Here is a 19420-nt window from a genome sequence, read left to right as displayed (position 1 = left end):
AATTAATGTTTGAAATGACGAGTCCCAGTAAAAATCATCGCAATACCATAATGATTCGCTAGATCGATTGATGCTTGGTCTTTAATGCTCCCGCCTGGCTGAATAATTGCTTGAATACCATGTTGTGCAGCATATTCCACGCTATCTGCCATGGGGAAAAAGGCATCACTTGCTAAGACGGCCCCTTGTAATTTTCCAGCTGCTTGGGCTTGATCAACTGCAATTTTTACTGAACCAATTCGATTCATTTGACCAGCGCCAATTCCCACTGTTTGACTTTCATTGGCTAAAACAATAGCGTTTGATTTTACATGCTTGACTGCTTTCCAAGCAAAGTTCAAGGCGTCTCTTTCGGCTGGTGTGGGTTGGCGCTCTGTAACAACTTGCCATGCTTGGTCATTTTCAACAACTGTATCCTGTTCTTGAATTAATAACCCGCCCATAACAGAAACTAATTCCACCGCTTTTTTTTCTTGAGCATGAAAATCTAACGTTAACAAACGAAGATTCTTTTTCTGAGATAACAGTGCCAAAGCTTCTTCCTCAAAACTAGGCGCAATAATTATCTCTAAAAAGATTTGATGCATTTCAGCCGCAGTCGCTTGGTCCACTGGACGATTCAAAACAACAATGCCACCAAAAATTGAAACTGGATCTGCTTCAAATGCCTGACGATAGGCTGCCAAAATCGTTTTTCCTGTTCCAATTCCACATGGGTTCATATGTTTAACAGCGACGACCGTAGGTTCTGTAAACTCGCTAGCAATCCGGAGTGCTGCATCAGCATCTCGAATATTGTTATATGACAGTTCTTTGCCATGAAGTTGTCGAGCGGAAGCAATGGATAATGATACAGGTACAACGGATTGATAAAAGGTGGCCTGTTGATGGCTATTTTCACCATAGCGCAATGTTTGCTTACGTTCATAAGTAAGCGTCTGTTTCTCTGGTTCAGTTTCACCCACTTGCGTCGTTAAATAGTCAGCGATAAGCGCGTCATAAGCAGCGGTATGACGAAAGACTTTTGCTGCTAATCTTTTTCTAGTGGCTAACTGGCTAGTTCCAGTGCTGCTAATTTCACTTAATACCTGTTCATAATCACTAGGATCAACCACTGCTGTTACGTCTTGATAATTTTTTGCCGCTGAACGTAACATGCTAGGACCGCCAATATCAATCATTTCAATCGCTTCTGCTTCAGAAATCGCTGGTTTTAAAATTGTTTCTTTAAATGGATAAAGATTCACTACTACAAGGTCAATAAAGTGAATGCCTTGTTCAGTCAGTGCTTTTTGATGCGCTTGGTTTCCCCTTTTTGCCAAAAGTCCGCCATGGATATTCGGATGTAACGTTTTGACACGGCCATCTAACATTTCTGGAAAGCCAGTGATGTCGTCAATAGCAAGTGTCGGTACCCCCGCTTCTTCTAAGACAGTCCTTGTTCCCCCAGTGGAGATAATTTCAAAGCCATTTGCAACTAAGCCTGCTGCAAATGTTGTCACTCCTGTTTTGTCTGAAACGCTAATCAATGCTCTTTTGGTCATTTCGTTGTCTCCTTTACAATTTGTGAAATTATTTTTGGGTACCATTCGTGCTCAAGAGCATGAATTTTCTCTGTTAATGTGTCCAATGTATCTTCAGTATCAATCTTGGTGGTTGTTTGGAAAATAATCGGTCCTGTATCAACCCCAGAGTCAACATAATGGATAGTGATTCCTGTTATTTTCACTCCATAATGAAATGCCTCTTCAATTCCGTGAAGACCTGGAAAACTAGGTAATAGAGAAGGATGAATATTGACGATTCTCTTTGGATAAGCCTCCAGTAAAGTCTTGCCGATAATTCTCAAATAACCAGCTAACACGATTAAATCGATCTGATGCTCTTTTAAATGTTTCAATACTTGTTCTTCATACTGCCCACGAGATGGAAAATCAGATGGCGAAAAGCAAACAACGGGAATCTTGCGTTTTTGGGCACGGGTCAATACGTAGGCTTCAGGCTGATCACAAAAGACTAAGCTCAACTGCCCTGCGATTTTTTTCTGGGAAAAAGCTGCAGCAATCGCCTCAAAATTGCTACCATTGCCAGATGCAAAAACAGCTATCTTCATACGGCTTCCTTAAAAATAACGGCTTTCGTTTTCCTAGGTACCAAACGACCAATTTCAAAAGCTTCTGGCAAAAGCTCCTGAACTTTTTCAACATGCTCTGGACTCACCGCTAAAATCATCCCTAAGCCCATATTGAAAATTTCATACATTTCTTCAGATGGAATTTCACCGTATTTTTGAATCAATTTAAAAATTGGTAGCACTGGCCAACTATTTAATTGAATCTCTGCAGCTAATGAAGAAGAAAACATTCTTGGTAGATTTTCTAAAAACCCGCCGCCAGTAATATGCGCAGCCCCATGCACGAGTCCTGCTTTTAACAATGGCAATAATTCCTTCACATAAATTTTTGTTGGTGTTAATAATTCTTCCCCTAACGTTTTGGGTGCCAATTTTGGAAGCTTGTCCGTTGTTTTAAACGAATGTTTCTTAAAAAAAACATTTCTTACTAAAGAGTAACCATTAGAATGAAGACCACTTGAAGGAAGACCAATCAAGAAATCGCCTTCTTTTACGTTACTTGGAGTCAAGAGTTGACTTTTCTCAGCAATACCCACGGCAAAACCAGCCACGTCATAAGCATCTGCTTCATACATATCAGGCATTTCAGCTGTTTCGCCCCCAATTAAGGCTGCATTCGCCTCACAACAGCCAGCCGCAACACCCGCAACAATTGCTTCAACTTTAGCTGGATTAACGGTCCCTAACGCTAAATAATCTAAAAAATATAACGGTTCGGCGCCTTGTGCGACGACATCATTGACACACATTGCTACACAATCAATTCCGATTGTCTCGTGTTTCTGTTCTTCAATTGCCAAGAGTAACTTTGTGCCTACGCCATCCGTTCCTGATACCAAAACTGGTTCTTTAAGCTTGTAACTACTTAAATCAAAACAACCACCAAAACCACCAAGCATGCCCAACGTCCCCGTCCGTTGTGTTTTTTGGCTATGCTTTTGAATTCGTTCTACTACTTCGTATCCCGCCTCAACATTTACACCAGCTTTTGAATAGGCATTTTCCATGTCAATTCCTCCTAGTTTCTTTTTTCAAGGATGCTTGATATTGTTCTTCATAATCATACAAAGGCGTTGGATAGTCTCCATTAAAGTAAGCCATACACAGCCCAGAATAAGGAGCATCATAATTTAATTGAATCCCATCAATCAGCCCTGCTTCACTCAAAAAAGCCAGCGAATCTGCGCCAATCTGCTCTTTGATTTCTTCAATTGAATAGTTTGCCGCAATTAGTTCGTCCCGCGTCTGTATATCAATGCCATAAAAACACGGATATTTTAATGGTGGTGAAGCAATTCTGACATGAACTTCTTGCGCTTCTGCTTCTTTTAATAAATGAATAATGCGTCGAATAGTGGTCCCGCGAACAATCGAATCATCTACTAAAATGACTTTTTTTCCTTTGACCACGCCACGAACTGCCGATAGTTTCATACGGACACCTTGTTCTCTTAATTCTTGTGTCGGCTGAATGAATGTTCGAGCGACATATTGATTTTTTACTAAACCTAGTTCGTAAGGAATCCGTGCTTCTTCTGCATAGCCGCTAGCTGCAGACAATGACGAGTTTGGTACCCCAATTACCATATCAGCTGCGACTGGACTTTCGATTGCCAAGTTCTTCCCCATTCTTTTACGAGCTGTATGCACATTAACTCCAGCAATATTTGAATCTGGTCGTGCAAAATAAATATATTCCATTGCGCAAATCGCCGGTTGGACTTCCGTAGTGAAAACCTCTATTTTCAAGCCTTCATCAGAAATGATGACTACTTCACCAGGCGCCACATCTTGAATAAAGCGAGCCCCAACTGTTTCTAATGCACACGTTTCGGATGCCACAACGTACGCCCCATTGTTCATTTGTCCGATGGAGAGAGGGCGAAAGCCGTTGGGATCCAGTGCAGCAATCATCATCGTTTCTGTTAATAAAAGATAAGCAAAGCCACCCTTAACCAAATTCAAGCTCTCTTTTAATTTATCGAGAAACGAGGCAGCAGTGCTTTTTCGAATCAAGTGCATTAAAATTTCAGTGTCTGAATTGGAATGAAAAATAGCTCCTTCTCTTTCTAGTTGTTTTCGTAAACGCTTGGCATTTGTCAAATTGCCATTGTGTGCTAACCCAATTTGACTATCATAAAATTTAAATAAAAATGGCTGAATATTATCCACGCTACCCGTACCAGCGGTTGCATAGCGTACATGACCAATAGCCGCCGTTCCTTCTAACGCATTCAGTTGTTCTTGCTTTTGGAATACTTCTGCTAATAAACCTAAATCACGATGGCCATCTAATTTCCCAGAATTGTTCGCCACAATTCCCGCGCCTTCTTGGCCTCGATGCTGTAAGCTGTGTAAGCCAAAATAGGTCACTTGTGCCGCATCAGGATGACCCCAAATACCAAAAATACCACACTCTTCATTTAAGCTTTTTGCTTCATAAGACATGGAATCGCATCCTCCCATAAGGCTTTGGCTTCTTTTGTTGAACAATTGATCACATCATCTAACGCATGAATGACCAAACCAGTTTCAGTCACTTTCCCAATATGTTGGGCTTTTTTTCCGATAAGTGTTTCAAACGCTTCTTGATGCTGGGGACTAACTGAAAGAATAAAACGGGATTGCGTCTCCGCAAATAGATATTCTTTTGTTAATGGCAGTGTCACCTGTAGCCCCAGTTCGTTAGCAAAAGCCGACTCGGCTAAAGCAACGGCAACGCCGCCTTCAGCGCAATCATGCGCGCTAGCAACTAGGCCTGCTTGAATTGCTTTTAAAACTAATTCTTGGTTTGCTTTTTCCTCTTTTAAATCAAATGAGCGTAATTGCCCTTCAATTCGACCCAGTTGCATTTTTTGAATTTCTGAGCCGTTAAAATCTGCGTGGGTTTCACCGATGAGATAAATTAAGTCATCAACTTGTTTAAACGCTTGTGTGGTAATTTGTGAAACATCTTCAATCACGCCCACCATGCCAATCATTGGCGTTGGATAAATGGCTTGACCATCTGTTTCATTGTAAAGAGAGACGTTCCCTGAAATCACGGGTGTTCCTAGCTGACGGCAGGCTGCGGCGATTCCATCCGCCGACGTCCATAATTCCCAAAAACTTTCTGGTTTATCTGGGGAACCATAATTCAAGCAATCAGTGATAGCCAAAGGTTGTGCTCCACTTGCTACAATATTACGGGCTGCTTCTGCAACCGCAATTTGCCCACCAATTTCAGGATTTAAATACAAATAACGGCTATTACAATCTGTCGTCATCGCTAAGGCTTTATTGGTGCCTCGCACTCTTAAAACAGCTGCATCACTTCCTGGTTGCACCACTGTATTCGTTTGTACTTGACTATCATAGGTTTCGTAAACTGATTTTTTTGATGCAATCGTTGGCTGTTGCAATAGGCGTTTTAATAATTCCGTACTATTCGTAATTTCTGGAATGAAGGGCGCTAATTTTTTAAAAGCACGCATCCGCTCTGGTTCTTGATAGGCTTTCTGGTAGACAGGGGCTTCTTCTGCCAAAGCATCTACTGGTACATCTGCGACTATTTTGCCACTGTGAAAGACACGATACTGTCCATCATCTGTTACGGAGCCAATCGCTACCGCTTCTAAGTCATACGTTTGAAACAATTCACAAACTTGCTGTTCTGCTCCTTTTTCCACACAGATTAACATCCGCTCTTGGGACTCAGACAAGAGCATTTCATAGGGGCTCATCTGCGTCTCTCTCTGCGGAACTTTATCTAGCTCTAGAATCAAGCCTGAACCTGCTTTTGATGCCATTTCAGCACTTGAAGAAACCAAGCCAGCCGCCCCCATATCTTGGATGCCGATTAAAATATCTTGATGATTTTTGATTAAATCAAGACAAGCTTCCAATAATAATTTTTCCATAAACGGATCACCTACTTGTACCGCAGATCGTTGCTGTTCTTCACCTTCACTAAATTCTTCTGAAGCAAAGGTCGCACCATGAATTCCATCTCGTCCTGTTTTCGCACCTACGTAAAGAATGCTATTTCCGACGCCTTTTGCTTGGCCTTTTTGAATCTCATCATGACGAATCAATCCCACACACATAGCATTAACAAGTGGGTTTCCTTGATAACATGGATCAAAAGCAATTTCGCCGCCAACGGTTGGAATACCAATACAATTTCCATAACCGCTAATCCCCGCCACAACTTCTTGAAACAAATAACGTGTTCGTGCATCCGTCAGTTCGCCAAATCTTAGCGAATCCAGTAAAGCAATCGGCCGCGCCCCCATACTGAAAATATCGCGAATAATTCCACCAACGCCTGTAGCTGCTCCTTCGTAAGGTTCTACTGCAGAAGGATGATTATGGCTCTCTGCTTTAAAAACAACAGCTAATCCGTCACCAATATCGACAATCCCAGCTCCTTCACCAGGGCCTTGAAGCACTTGTGGCCCTTCCGTCGGAAACTTTTTTAAAACAGGCTTGGAATTTTTGTAAGAGCAATGTTCACTCCACATCACGGAGAATAAGCCAGTTTCTGTATAATTAGGTTCTCTTTGCAAAATGGTCTCAATCTGATGATATTCTTCATCTGTTAGTCCCCATTCTGCATACAACCGTGTCTCCTTGATTTCTTTTGGTGTTGGTTCATTCATCATTGGCTTAATTCCTTTCCAAAGTTTTTAATGATTGAAGCAAAAAAGCTGCGCCCATCTGTTGAACCTAACAATTCTTCCATCGCTCGTTCCGGATGAGGCATCATTCCTAGAACATTGCCCTGTTCATTACAAATACCAGCAATATTCGCAAGACTACCGTTCACCTTTTCTTGATACGTAAAAACAATTTGGTTCTTTTCTTTCAGCTCTTGCAACGTTTTTTCATCACAATAGTAATTCCCTTCGCCATGTGCTACTGGTAAATGTATCGAAACATTTTCAGGATACTCGCTTGTAAACTTTGTGTGCGTATTCACTTTCAATGGGACACTTTTACAAATAAAACGAAGCGAATCATTTCTTAACAACGTACCAGGAAGCAAGCCAATTTCTGTTAAAATTTGAAAGCCATTACAAGTACCAAAAACCATTTTGCCTTCTGTAGCAAAGCGAATCACCTCATTGATAATTGGCGAAAACCGAGCAATTGCACCACAACGTAAGTAATCGCCATAAGAAAAACCACCAGGCAACAATACGCCATCAAATTTTGCTAAAGAAGTGGCATCGTGTCGGACAAATTCTGCATCGATGCCCATCACCTCTTTGACAGCCCACAATAAGTCTGCATCACAATTGGATCCTGGAAAAACAATCACTGCCAATTTCATTTAAATTTCCTCCAAAGATAAAATTTCAAAACGATAGGATTCCATATTTACATTGGCTAATAGTTGATCACAAATTTGTTCAATTTTCTCTTCAATTGCTTCTGTCTGCTGGACGTGCATTTCAAAATACTTACCGACACGGATTTCGGCTACTTCTGTAAAACCAAGCCGATGGACTGCTTCCTTAACCGCTTCACCTTGGGGATCCAAAATTGATTCTTTATACGTAACATAGACTTTGACAAAATACATACGCGCTTCCTCCTCAATTAGCTGTTAGTAAACGTTGTAAAACTTCTTCATATACAGGAACTATTTCTCCTAATTCACGGCGATAAACATCTTTATCCAGATGTTCGTTTGTGTTTAAATCCCATAGACGACAGGTGTCTGGAGAAATTTCATCTGCCAGTAACAATTGATTGGCCTTCGTCCGACCAATCTCGATTTTAAAATCGATCAAACAAATATTGAGGCGTTGAAAGAGTTGACTAAGCGCCTGATTAATTTGTAAAGCCAATGCTTTAATCTCCACAATTTCAGCAGGAGTGGCTACTTTTAGAAATTGAATATGGTCTTCGTTAATAAAAGGATCATCCAGACGATCTTCTTTGTAATAAAATTCAATAATGGGCGTCACTAATTTAGTGCCCTCTTCAATCGCTAAACGTTTTGAAAAACTTCCTGCCGCATAATTACGTACGACAACTTCCAAAGGAATCATTTCTACGGCCTGAATTAATTGTTCGTGTTCAGATACTTTTTTGATAAAATGATTGGGAATCTTCTGTTGCTGTAAATGTTCAAAAATTAGACTAGTGATTTGATTATTCAAAGCGCCTTTCCCAAGAACTTTGTCTTTTTTTTGACCGTTTAAAGCTGTTGCTTGATCAAGATATTCCACAAAAAGAACCGCTACATTTTCTGTTTGATACAAATTCTTCGCTTTTCCTGTATACACAAGTGCTTTCTTTTCCATTCTTTCCCTCTTCTCGTTAGCTTCATGAACCCTATTCTTTCTAAGTCAGCTGATTTACATCAGACAAAAACTTACATTAGTTACAAAAAACAATAATCGTTCGTGTTTGTCGAATGTAAAAATAAAAAACTTGCTTGGAGCAAGCATTTATTAAGTTACGTTCCAAATACCAACAGTCTCAATTTCCTTTAACGTTTCTGATAAGCAAGGTGTTGTAATGGTGACGTGGCCCATTTTTCTGCCCACTTTTGATTCGGCTTTTCCATAGTAATGGACTTGCCAAGTGGGTTTTGACGTGCATAACTGGTAGCTTTTTTCTAAGTGTTCGCCTAGGAGATTCACCATAACCACTGGTTGAAGTAACTGGGGTAACCCAATGCCCCAATTGCTAATCCCTCGAATATGCGCATCAAATTGACTAAATGAGCAAGCTTCAATAGAGTAATGACCTGAGTTATGAGGCCGTGGCGCTAATTCATTGACGTACAACTCTTCTGAATCCGTTAAAAACAGTTCGATAGCTAAAACCCCAGATAAATTTAATTCCTCAGCAATGTGTTGCGCCAATTCCGCTGCTTTTTGTTGCACATTCTCAGAAATTCGAGCGGGCACAATTGATTCATGCAAGATATTCTTTCGATGAATGTTTTCAGATACAGGAAAGCTTTGGTAACCATGCTTATTCCCTGCAACGATGATTGAAAGTTCTTTAGTGAAAGGCACCCACTTTTCTAATTCACAAGTGGCGTTAGCTAATAATTTAGTCGCTTGGGAGAAATCCTCTTCGCATTTTAAGACGATCTGTCCTTTTCCATCGTATCCACCTTGAATAGTTTTTAAGACACATGGAAAACCAATCTTTTCTGTTGCTTGTGGCAGCTCTTTCTGACTTTTCACTTCCGCAAAAGAAGCAATCTTACAGCCAATCGATTGAAGAAACGTTTTTTCAAGCAATCGATTTTGAGTAATTTTTAACAATCCTGTTCCTTGTGGCAGCTTTTCTAGTGGAATGGCCTTTTCTAGGGAGGCCACTTCAATATTTTCAAATTCATAGGTGATCACATCGCATAACTCTGCTAGTTCAGTTAAAGCAGATATCTGATCAAAGGCTGCCACAATTTGACGGTCAGCTACTTGACCAGCTGGACTATTGAGCGTTGGGTCCAACACAATCATTTGGAAACCCATTTTTTTACCACTCATGACTAGCATTCGCCCTAACTGTCCCCCACCTATAATGCCAATAGTTGCTCCGACTTTTAAAGGTTTATTCAAGTTGTTCCCCACTTTCCATAACCGCTTTTTCCAATGATTGTCGTCTTGCTTGGATTCTTTCTGCTAACTGTAAATCATCAATACTTAGTATTTCTGCAGCTAATAACCCAGCATTGGTAGCACCTGCTGAGCCAATCGCAGTTGTTGCTACAGGAACTCCCCCTGGCATCTGCACAATAGACAACAGTGAATCAATACCGTTTAATGTTCGTGTTTTAACTGGAACACCAATGACAGGTAAGGTTGTCTTTGCAGCTACCATCCCTGGTAAATGGGCCGCTCCACCAGCGCCAGCGATAATAACCTTCAATCCTTTTGTTCGTGATTCCTCTGCAAAACGAAACATCAAATCAGGGGTCCTATGTGCTGATATCACTCGTTTTTCATAAGGAATTTTCAACTCTTCCAACACAAGACAAGCAACTTTCATCGTTGCCCAGTCTGAGGTACTTCCCATAATCACAGCGACTAATGGTTTCATGAATGTAATAACTCCTTCCGCCTTTTTTCACTGTTATTCTAACAATGAGAAAAAGAGATGTCAAAGAAAAACCGAAATATTATAGATTAAAATTATATAATGTTCGTGTTTATCAAAAAAAGAGTCATCGGAAAGATGACTCTTTTTTGCTATTTTTAGCGTTGCTTCCTCTTTAAGAAGAAACGTCGCCTGTATTAATAACTGGTTGTGTGCCCTTATCAGTAATGATTGAGACTAGTAAATTATTAATAAGTTGTACTTTTCGTTCATCGGTAAAATTAATTTCTTGCCCTTCTTCAATCTGTTCTAAGGCCATTTGTGTCATGCTTACCGCACCTTCAACAATTGTTTGTCGAGCCGCTAAGATTGCTTTTGCTTGCTGTCTTTGCAACATGGAGCTAGCAATTTCAGTTGCATAAGCTAAATGATTCAACCGTGTTTCGATAACCTCTACACCAGCCACTGCTAAGCGTTCTTGCAATTCTTTGGTTAACTCCTCGGAAATTTGTTCGGTATTTCCTCGCAGAGTTACATCATTATCTGAAAAAGTGTCATAAGGATATTGTGTTGCTACATGCCGGATTGCCGTTTCGCTTTGAATTTCCACAAAGTCTTGATAATAATCGACATTAAATAACGCCTTAGCTGTATCGACTACCCGAAAAACGATGACCGCAGAGATTTCGATTGGATTCCCGTCAGAGTCATTGACTTTTAATAGAGAACTATTGAAATTTCGTACTTTCAAAGAAATGTTCATTTTTTGCGTAAATGGAATGGTAATAAACAACCCATTTTCTTTAATCGTACCTAAGTAACGACCAAAAAATAAAATAGCTTTCGCCTGGTTGGGACTAACAATAGTTAGGGAACTTAAAAATAAAATAGCCCCAACTAACAAAATAATACCTAAAACAACAAGAACTCCATTGGTATGACTTGCTCCATAAATAAATAAACCAATTCCCGCAATTAAAATAACTAATAAGCTCGCAATTCCTACGTAGCCACTCATATAAAATGTTTTTTTCTCTTCCATCTGTTTCACTCTCCTAACTCATTTATCTGGTCCTTATTATACACCTCATTGCCTTCAATAGAGTAACTTTTAACATTAAATAAACTGATTTTTTCGGGGCTCTTGTAGTATACTGAGAACAAAGAAATCCCAAGAAAAGGAGTGATAGAATGCGCTATTTAAGCAAGGACATTTTAGAGGAAGTCATCACTCAACGCCCCTCTGACTCTTATAAAAGTAATTTTGGGCGTGTTGTATTAATTGGAGGAAACCGTCAATATGGCGGAGCCATCATCATGAGTACCGAAGCGTGTATCAATAGTGGCGCTGGTCTCACCACTGTGATTACTGATGTTAAAAATCACGGGCCTTTACATGCAAGATGCCCAGAAGCCATGGTCGTGGGCTTGGAAGAAACAGTTTTTCTGACGGACGTCGTAGAACAAGCGGAGGTTATTTTAATTGGTCCAGGTTTAGGCTTAGATGCTACTGCACAACAAATATTAAAGATGGTACTCGTCCAACATCAAAAACAACAATGGTTAATTATCGATGGCTCAGCAATTACCCTGTTTAGCCAAGGCAATTTTTCCCTTACCTATCCTGAAAAAGTTGTTTTCACACCTCATCAAATGGAATGGCAACGTTTGAGTCACTTACCTATCGAGCAACAAACACTGGCAAATAACCAGCGCCAACAAGCAAAATTAGGCAGTACGATTGTTTTAAAAAGTCATCGCACCACAATTTTCCACGCAGGAGAACCTTTTCAAAATACAGGCGGCAACCCTGGGATGGCTACTGGCGGAACTGGGGATACCTTGGCTGGCATCATTGCTGGTTTTTTAGCTCAGTTTAAGCCGACAATTGAAACCATTGCTGGCGCCGTCTACTTACACAGTCTCATTGGTGATGATTTGGCCAAAACCGACTATGTTGTTTTACCAACGAAGATTAGTCAAGCCTTGCCGACATATATGAAAAAATATGCCCAGCCACACACTGCACCTGATTCTGAACTATTAGAACAGAAGCGTTCGAGATAAAACCCGAAAAGGCTAAATGGTGACAAATTTTGGGTTAAAAAGCAGGATTTAAGCCTGGGCCGAAAATCAAAAGCGATTTTCAGCCCAGGCTCTCTTTTTATTTTTCCTTATAAACATTTTTTAACGTTAATGGAGCGCCAAAGGTATGAAAATTCAAGCCTTTGACTTTATCATTTTGCAGGACTGTTTGTTCATTTTGGCTAAGTGGAATCATGCCAGCAGTCGTTTCAATCACTTCTTTTTCAGCTGCAATCAGTGTCGCCCATCTTTTTTCTGGCTCTAAGGCATAGGTTGTGGCTGCTTCATCTAATAATTTGTCATAGACAGGGTTCTGATAATTGCGATCATTGCCCTTGTATAAAGTCATCAGGGTAGAAATAGGATCTTGATAGTCTGGTGTCCAGTAAATTAAGAATAAATCATAGTCACTTTCTCGCCCAAAGTTCAATGCAGCTTCGGTCGGCAATGCGGTTAGCTCTATTGTCAAACCAGGAAACAGTTCTTGTAGCGAGCCTTGCAAACTTTCACCAATTTTTTTGTAAGAACCATCATCTGTCACCATCAATTCAACGTTAACCTTTTCTCCTAATTCTGCTTGTGCTTTTTTCCAATAACTTTGCGCTTTTTCTTTGTTATAAACCATTAAATTACCTGCTTCTTGACGAAAATCGAGGCCCGTTGTGGGATTCGCCACAAAGCCTTCCGTAATCGCACCATGTAGCGCTTTAGAACCATCTGCAATAATATTATTGACTAGATTTTCTTTATCTATGCCTAAAGCCAACGCTTTACGCAGGTTTTCGTTTGCAAGCGGCGTTGCTTGCCCTTTCCGTTTTTGATTTAAGCGCAAATAGTTCATTGTCGCTGTTGGATACGAATGATACAACGTATTATTTTTATTCTGTTGCGCCAGTTCACCACTTAGTGTAGCCACATCTAATTGTCCATCTTCAAAAAGATTCAATGCAGTAGATGTTTCTTTGATAACCGTATAATTGATAATGTCTGAGCGCACGTTCTGGTGATCCCAATAGCGATTATTTTTTGCTAGTTGCCAGTCCATCTTTGTTTGCTGCCAATCTTTTACCACAAACGGGCCATTATAGACGACTTTATCGCTAGCAGTTCCATAGTCCGCACCAAATTGTTCGACTACTTTTTGATTTTGCGGGAAAAATGTAGGAAAAGCTAACAAGGACGTAAAGTACGGTTTTGGCTCTTTGAGCGTCACCTTTAATGTATAATCATCCACAGCTGTGACACCAAGTTCATTGGGTGCTAATTTTCCCGCTGAGATTTCTGCACCATTTTGAATTGTTTCAACGATGAGGAAGCTATAAACAAATCCGTTTTTAGGATCAATCATTTTTTTCCAAGCATATTCAAAATCATGTGCTGTGACAGGATCATCGTTACTCCAAACCGCTTCTTTTCTCAAAGAAATCGTGTAGGTTTTTCCATCTTCTGAAATCATCGGCAATGCTTTTGCTACGGCTGGTACCAATTGGTCTTGTTCATCTAAACTATATAACCCTTCAAACGCTGCAGTTTGGACAATAGCATCTGGAAAATCCAATAATACAGAGGTGTTGAGCGTTGTTAATTCCGAGGGTGACATCAGTTGAACGGCTTCTTTGGTATTTTTCTGTTTCTTTTTATTTTCATTTTTATTGGTACACCCAGCTAAAAATCCTACCAATAAAATACAAACCATTGTGATTTTTAAATACTTTTTCATCTTCTTTCTCCTATAACTCTTCATTTTTTATGCTTTTACTTACAGAAAGACAGCTCCCCTTTTATTCTGTCCTTTCCACAAGCATCCAGACAACGACCGCTGGCTCCAACCCATCATTATAATTAATGTGCCCCTCACCAGCTTCAATTAATTGGGCTTGTCCAGCTTTTCCGACTAAGTCTTGACCATCTTCTAAAATCGTATGTGCTTCGCCAGAAATCACATAAGAATATTCATCCTGTTCATGGCGAGCATATCCAGCTAAAGGCCGTTTTTCACCAGGTTGTAATGTAATAATGCCCATTTGAACTTGTGCATTTGGTTGGTTTTCTTTATCAAAAAAAATCGTCATTTCTTCTGATTCTGCTGATTTAATAAGCAATAGCTTCCCCTCCTTTTTTAAATCTTGTATCTTCCATTATTCCTTTAAATAGAATCAAAGTCAACATTTTTATAGAAAATTCTGAATATTCTACACAAAAAAAAGAGAGCATGAATTCTCTCTTTTTTGTCTCTTTAAACTTTTACAATCCAGCCTTCTGGCGCTTCTTTGTCACCAAACTGTATGCCAACCAGTTCATCATATAGTTGCTTAGTCACTGGTCCAACTTCCGTTTCACTATAAAATACATGGAAATCTGTGCCGTTTTGAATCCCACCAATAGGAGAAATAATCGCCGCTGTGCCACAAGCACCCGCTTCGGAGAAGTCCGCTAATCGATCAATGTAAACGTCTCCTTCAAGCGCCGTCATCCCTAAACGTTCTTTTGCTAGCGTCAATAATGAATATTTAGTAATACTTGGCAAAATAGACGCTGATTTCGGCGTAATAAAAGTACCCTCTTTGGTTATGCCAAAGAAATTAGCTGCACCAACTTCTTCAATTTTCGTATGCGTATACGGATCTAAATAAATGCAATCACTAAATTCTTTCTCATGTGCTTCTGCACCTGGTAAAAGACTAGCTGCATAATTGCCCCCCACTTTAGCGGCCCCAGTTCCTCGACCCGCTGCTCGATCATATTCAGAAACGATAAAGTTGGTGGGTGCTAAACCATTTTTAAAATACGAACCAACCGGCACGCAAAAAATAGAAAAAATGTATTCTTTGGCAGGTGCTACGCCAATATTATCGCCGACACCAATCATATAAGGGCGAAGATACAACGTACCGCCCGTTCCATATGGCGGTAAATAAGCAAGGTTGGCTTTCACCACTTCTTGGCATGCAGAAACAAAGGTTTCTACTGGCACTTGTGGCATCAGTAGACGCGCACAACTTTTTTGTAGCCGTTTGGCATTTTCATCTGGACGAAACAAATTGACAGAACCATCTGCACATTGATACGCTTTTAATCCTTCAAAACATTGTTGGCCATAATGTAGAGCAGGCGAACCTTCACTAATCGTTAACTGATTGTTATCTGTTAGCGTGCCTTCTTCCCACTTGCCATCTCGCCAATAACTAATATAACGAAAGGGCGTTTTAATGTAAGAAAATCCTAAATTATTCCAATCAAGATTGGCTTTTTCCATTGTCGTAGCACCTCAATTATTTTGATTTTTTATCTTAATTAGTGTAATTGTACCCACCAAAAACTAGAAAAGCAAGTCTTATTCTCATTCTTAACTTTTGTTATTTTTTCTTACTTGTCCATTTCTCCTCGCAAAAAAACCTTGATAACCGTTTCTTGAATTGCAACGGAATATCAAGGTTTCGAAAAATTATTCAGTATATTCTTTGGTTTCTTGTAACGTACCATCTTGCTTATAGATTTTCAGCTTTGTTTGCTTATTTCGAGCAATTTCTTGAGCTCGTTCAACCGCCTCTTGTTTGTGGGTAAATGTATTACTTGCTTTTTCAGCGCTGTCTGAAATCACCAACCATTGGCCGTCTTTATATTTAACGTTGACAGCCGCCGTTAATAATTTTCCCGCATGTTTATCCTGTTTATGCGAATCTTGTTTCGTAGGATTTGCTTCTTGTTCGAAGGCTTTTTTGTCTGCTTCACTTGCCTCTTGATACCATTTCTCCGCTTGACTAATCGCAATTGGAATGGCGCGATCATCAGGGTAGCCATCCGCAAGCAACGCATTGCCAATATCTATCGCTTTTTTCCGAATCAAAGGTGCTAAATTTTTCATTGATGTAGGATAATCATTCATATTCCAAGGCATCAAAATCTCCTCCTTAAATTCTGTCTATTACTAGCTTACTACAGAAAAGGAACATTTGAAAAAGAAATGATTACTTTGAATATTTCCTGAACATTCTTGAGAGAATAAGCCTAATTTCCCGTTGGCCAAACTTCTCAATCTTTGAGTGTATGATTACTCATTTCCCTTTGAATCAGTTATGATAAAGGAAGAAATAAATAAATTTTTTGGAGGGATTTTCATGAAAATGTCTAAAGTACTCACCACTGTTTTGACGGCAACTGCTGCTCTTGTGCTGCTTAGTGCTTGTTCATCTGATAAAAAAACAGATAGTAGTTCTAGTAGCAAAGAAACAGCTAATTCAAGTACAGAAGTAGTCTCTGGTGCTTCAATTAGTGCCAAGCCTGAAGAGCTCGAAATGGCGTTAAGTGATAAAGGAAATTGGATTGTCGCAGCTACTGACAATGTCACTTTTGATAAAGAGGTAACAGTTGCTGGTACTTTCCATGATAAGGGGAAAGATTCCAACGATGTCTATCGTAAATTAGCGCTTTATTCTCAAGATGATAATAAAAAAGTAACTGCTGAATATGAAATCACGGTTCCTAAGCTAATCGTTTCTTCTGAAAATTTCAACATCGTTCATGGGACTGTCAAAGGTGATATTGAGGTGAAAGCAAATGGCTTTACTTTAAATGGTACCAAAGTTAATGGCAATATTACTTTTGATAAACAAGAATACAAAGATTCTGCTGACTTAGAAAAAGATGGTGCCACTGTTACTGGTGAAGTCACCGTAGCCAATAATTAAGTTATTACCAGACAATTTTAACTAGTAAAAAACCAATGACAAATGTTCAATCAAATTTGTCATTGGTTTTAGTTTGTAAACACAGTGCCAGCATTGGTAGATAATTACAAAATGAACTCACTCTTTGCCATAAGCCTAAATAATTAAATGGTTTTACCTGTTGTAGTTGTGGAATCCTTGCTAAGCCATATAAGCTGGCTGCAAGCATACATAAAATAAACAAAAAGCCAAAAAGTTTTTTATTTTTTTGCGAACCGTATTTACTATAGATAATGGTTAAGACGCCTGATAACAACAAAAAGCCTGTATAACCGACTGCTGATCCTCCGTTATGAAGCGCGGCAGCAACTGTGCCAGCGCTTGAAGTGTCTACGCTGAAGAGCCCACTGAAAATACAATCAAATAAACCATAAGCGCCAATCATTGCCACTACTAACCAAGCACCTTTTTTCGTTTTTCTAGAAAAAATAGCATATATCCTAGGTAAACTTGCTAACATCAACATTCCCGCAATGATAGTTAACCGATTAAAGGTTTCCCTAACTGGACTATTTACATCACCTAATAAGCTAATTACTTCTGTCAATTGATTGTAACCTTGATCTTTGAATCCGACATAATAAGGTGTAAAAAAATCAAGTAAGACCCCTAAAACTAAAAAAAAGCCGCCATATTTTTTTAAAAACTGCATCTATTCACCTCAATTTTGATTTTCTATTTACTTCAAGTATAGCATATCAAAAATTCCAAATAATGAAACTTTCTTTCCCACTAAAAAACTTTTCGTCAACGCGAGACGAAAAGTTTTACTTTAGGATTCAATAGAATCTACAATCTTATCATTTTCTTTTGATTCATTTAGCCACTCCGAGACAATAATTTTAATGATTGCAGCAACAGGAACTGCTAAAAACATCCCTAAGACGCCGAAGTACGCTCCCCCAATCGTAATTGAAACAATAATTAAAATCGGATTGACATTTAGGGCATCTCCCATAATTCGAGGACCAATAATATTACCGTCAATTTGTTGTAAAATTAATAAAACTAGTAACACCGTAATTGCTTGAGTAACACCACCCGTGAAAAGCGTAATCACACCAGCAACAATTGACGCAAAAATCGAACCAAAATAAGGAATCATATTACAAATACCTAATAAAATCCCCAAAGTCACAGCAAATTTCACATTCAAAATACTTAACAAAATCGTTGATGAAACGCCAATTATACAAGCATCAAGAAATTGGCAACTGATAAATTTATAGAAAATTTTATTCGTTGTATTTAACCAGGTTTGTGTTTGCTTGTACACTTTTTCGGACAGCAATTTGTGGGCAGCCTTTTCAACAAATGTCAAAATAGATTGCTTAAATACCAGCGCATATATTGAGATAATCAACGTCAAAAATGCATTTAAAAAGAATGAAGAAACATTTTTAGTCAACGTTCCTAATGAAAACAACGCTTGTGTCCATTGATTTAAAAAACGTTCCGGCGACAAATCTTTAAGGACACTATTTAAATATTTTTCAATCGCTGCTGTTTTTAAAATCCCTTTATCTTCTAAACTCATCACAAACTGAACCATGTGATCATAAAAAGTGGGTAAAGAGTTTGCTAAATCTACTAAATTACTAATGAGTAGCGGAACGATATAGTTTAATGTCAAGACAAAAATAAACAAAATAATTAGGTACAAAAGGAGTACACTCAAGCCGTGTTTCGCTTTTTTAACGACTGGTAAAGGTACTCTTTCTAGTAATCCCTCGATTTTTTTCTGACTTCCACTCAATAAATAAGCAATCACGAACCCAGTAATGAATGGGGATAAGATGCCTAACAAACCCGAAACACTATGGACAAAGTGCTGATAATTCGTGATTAATAAATAGCCAACAATCAGCGCCATTACAAATAAAAAGCGGACAACCCAGTAATTCCAATCAACATTGTATTTCTTCAATCACTTCACCTCTAAATAAATTATGCCTATCATTGTAATTGTAAACGATTTGTGGCAAAAGGCAAGTTTGTCCATTCGTTCTTGATGAAATACACAAAGAAGCCTGACACTTTAAAAAATGTGTCTGTTTATTCTGCAGTATAAAAATGAGGCACTAGACCTTGCTTCTTCTCATAAAAGAAGTAGAGCGTGGGACAAAAATCACTTTGGATTTTTGCTTCACGCTCAAAAACTGATAAACGGCGGGAACAGAAGCAACACTACGCGTTGCTCCGATCTCAACAACTTCTAAGGTGTTTTCTCGACATGCGTCTCGTCACAGTACAGCCTTCAAAAGAGCTACAGCTCTAAGAGTTGCGATGTTTCACTGTGAAGCATGAACAGATGAAATCATCGTACCTACTTGGTGAAGGTCCTTCGGAAATAAGCCGAAATTGTTGAGAATCACGAAGAACGTAGTGATTCGATGATGAACAATACCTACTTGGTCTCCCAAAATTA

19 protein-coding genes are annotated in these 19420 nt (G+C 39.2%); 2 read left to right on the top strand and 17 right to left on the bottom strand.

Annotated features, from left to right (window positions below; all coding sequences use genetic code 11):
* Positions 1–2: 2 nt before the first annotated feature.
* From purH to IGI97_RS06425, 11 genes are all read right to left on the bottom strand, one after another.
* The gene (gene purH / locus IGI97_RS06475) at positions 3–1589 is read right to left on the bottom strand and encodes a bifunctional phosphoribosylaminoimidazolecarboxamide formyltransferase/IMP cyclohydrolase (RefSeq protein WP_002369277.1); all 1587 of its coding nucleotides are present in this window, start codon (positions 1587–1589) and stop codon (positions 3–5) included.
* Positions 1541–2113 (bottom strand): phosphoribosylglycinamide formyltransferase, encoded by a 573-nt coding sequence (gene purN, locus IGI97_RS06470; RefSeq protein WP_176944392.1) that lies wholly within the window; start codon positions 2111–2113, stop codon positions 1541–1543. The genes purH and purN overlap by 49 nt, the downstream gene beginning before the upstream one ends.
* Positions 2110–3141: a phosphoribosylformylglycinamidine cyclo-ligase gene (gene purM / locus IGI97_RS06465; protein WP_438738240.1), complete on the bottom strand. Its 1032-nt coding sequence runs from the start codon at positions 3139–3141 to the stop codon at positions 2110–2112. The genes purN and purM overlap by 4 nt, the downstream gene beginning before the upstream one ends.
* Position 3142: 1 nt before the next feature.
* Positions 3143–4582, bottom strand: coding sequence for an amidophosphoribosyltransferase (purF, locus tag IGI97_RS06460; RefSeq protein ID WP_010824715.1), 1440 nt, complete (start codon positions 4580–4582; stop codon positions 3143–3145).
* Entirely contained in the window at positions 4558–6777 is a 2220-nt protein-coding gene (gene purL, locus IGI97_RS06455) for a phosphoribosylformylglycinamidine synthase subunit PurL (protein ID WP_438738237.1), read from the bottom strand. The genes purF and purL overlap by 25 nt, the downstream gene beginning before the upstream one ends.
* Complete coding sequence (gene purQ / locus IGI97_RS06450) at positions 6774–7448, bottom strand: phosphoribosylformylglycinamidine synthase subunit PurQ (RefSeq protein WP_010824717.1); 675 nt, start codon at positions 7446–7448, stop codon at positions 6774–6776. Before purQ ends, purL begins: the two co-directional genes overlap by 4 nt.
* On the bottom strand, positions 7449–7700 hold the full coding sequence (purS, locus tag IGI97_RS06445) for a phosphoribosylformylglycinamidine synthase subunit PurS (protein WP_002357271.1): 252 nt from the start codon (positions 7698–7700) through the stop codon (positions 7449–7451).
* A 13-nt stretch (positions 7701–7713) separates the two neighbouring features.
* Positions 7714–8427: a phosphoribosylaminoimidazolesuccinocarboxamide synthase gene (purC, locus tag IGI97_RS06440; protein WP_438738235.1), complete on the bottom strand. Its 714-nt coding sequence runs from the start codon at positions 8425–8427 to the stop codon at positions 7714–7716.
* A gap of 150 nt (positions 8428–8577) precedes the next feature.
* The gene (gene purK, locus IGI97_RS06435) at positions 8578–9702 is read right to left on the bottom strand and encodes a 5-(carboxyamino)imidazole ribonucleotide synthase (protein ID WP_438738233.1); all 1125 of its coding nucleotides are present in this window, start codon (positions 9700–9702) and stop codon (positions 8578–8580) included.
* Positions 9695–10183 (bottom strand): 5-(carboxyamino)imidazole ribonucleotide mutase, encoded by a 489-nt coding sequence (gene purE / locus IGI97_RS06430; protein ID WP_010822914.1) that lies wholly within the window; start codon positions 10181–10183, stop codon positions 9695–9697. The genes purK and purE overlap by 8 nt, the downstream gene beginning before the upstream one ends.
* 172 nt (positions 10184–10355) lie before the next feature.
* Positions 10356–11222: an SPFH domain-containing protein gene (locus IGI97_RS06425; protein ID WP_002357267.1), complete on the bottom strand. Its 867-nt coding sequence runs from the start codon at positions 11220–11222 to the stop codon at positions 10356–10358.
* A 149-nt stretch (positions 11223–11371) separates the two neighbouring features.
* On the opposite strand from IGI97_RS06425, the gene IGI97_RS06420 reads away from it, so the two are divergent.
* A complete protein-coding gene (locus IGI97_RS06420) occupies positions 11372–12247 on the top strand; it encodes an NAD(P)H-hydrate dehydratase (RefSeq protein WP_202576039.1) in 876 nt (291 codons plus the stop codon).
* Between the two features lie 97 nt (positions 12248–12344).
* Here IGI97_RS06420 and IGI97_RS06415 read toward each other — a convergent pair whose 3' ends face one another.
* From IGI97_RS06415 to IGI97_RS06400, 4 genes are all read right to left on the bottom strand, one after another.
* Positions 12345–13985, bottom strand: a complete 1641-nt coding sequence (locus IGI97_RS06415) for a peptide ABC transporter substrate-binding protein (protein WP_002369267.1) — start codon at positions 13983–13985, stop codon at positions 12345–12347.
* Positions 13986–14046: 61 nt separating this feature from the next.
* Positions 14047–14367 (bottom strand): cupin domain-containing protein, encoded by a 321-nt coding sequence (locus tag IGI97_RS06410; RefSeq protein WP_002357264.1) that lies wholly within the window; start codon positions 14365–14367, stop codon positions 14047–14049.
* A 134-nt stretch (positions 14368–14501) separates the two neighbouring features.
* A complete protein-coding gene (locus IGI97_RS06405) occupies positions 14502–15521 on the bottom strand; it encodes a branched-chain amino acid aminotransferase (protein ID WP_010707490.1) in 1020 nt (339 codons plus the stop codon).
* Positions 15522–15710: 189 nt separating this feature from the next.
* Positions 15711–16163 carry a DUF2188 domain-containing protein gene (locus IGI97_RS06400; RefSeq protein ID WP_010710281.1) on the bottom strand — a complete coding sequence of 151 codons (453 nt, stop codon included), beginning with the start codon at positions 16161–16163 and terminating at the stop codon, positions 15711–15713.
* Positions 16164–16341: 178 nt separating this feature from the next.
* On the opposite strand from IGI97_RS06400, the gene IGI97_RS06395 reads away from it, so the two are divergent.
* Complete coding sequence (locus IGI97_RS06395; RefSeq protein ID WP_002382413.1) at positions 16342–16953, top strand: lipoprotein; 612 nt, start codon at positions 16342–16344, stop codon at positions 16951–16953.
* A 46-nt stretch (positions 16954–16999) separates the two neighbouring features.
* Here IGI97_RS06395 and IGI97_RS06390 read toward each other — a convergent pair whose 3' ends face one another.
* A complete protein-coding gene (locus IGI97_RS06390; protein ID WP_438738231.1) occupies positions 17000–17644 on the bottom strand; it encodes a DUF998 domain-containing protein in 645 nt (214 codons plus the stop codon).
* A gap of 120 nt (positions 17645–17764) precedes the next feature.
* A complete protein-coding gene (locus IGI97_RS06385) occupies positions 17765–18919 on the bottom strand; it encodes an AI-2E family transporter (protein ID WP_002386882.1) in 1155 nt (384 codons plus the stop codon).
* Positions 18920–19420: the final 501 nt, after the last annotated feature.

The organism is Enterococcus sp. DIV2419 (assembly GCF_051711865.1).
In the GTDB taxonomy this organism is placed as follows: domain Bacteria; phylum Bacillota; class Bacilli; order Lactobacillales; family Enterococcaceae; genus Enterococcus; species Enterococcus faecalis.
Note: the sequence above shows the minus strand (reverse complement) of the source record. Positions and strands in the feature narration are given on the sequence as shown.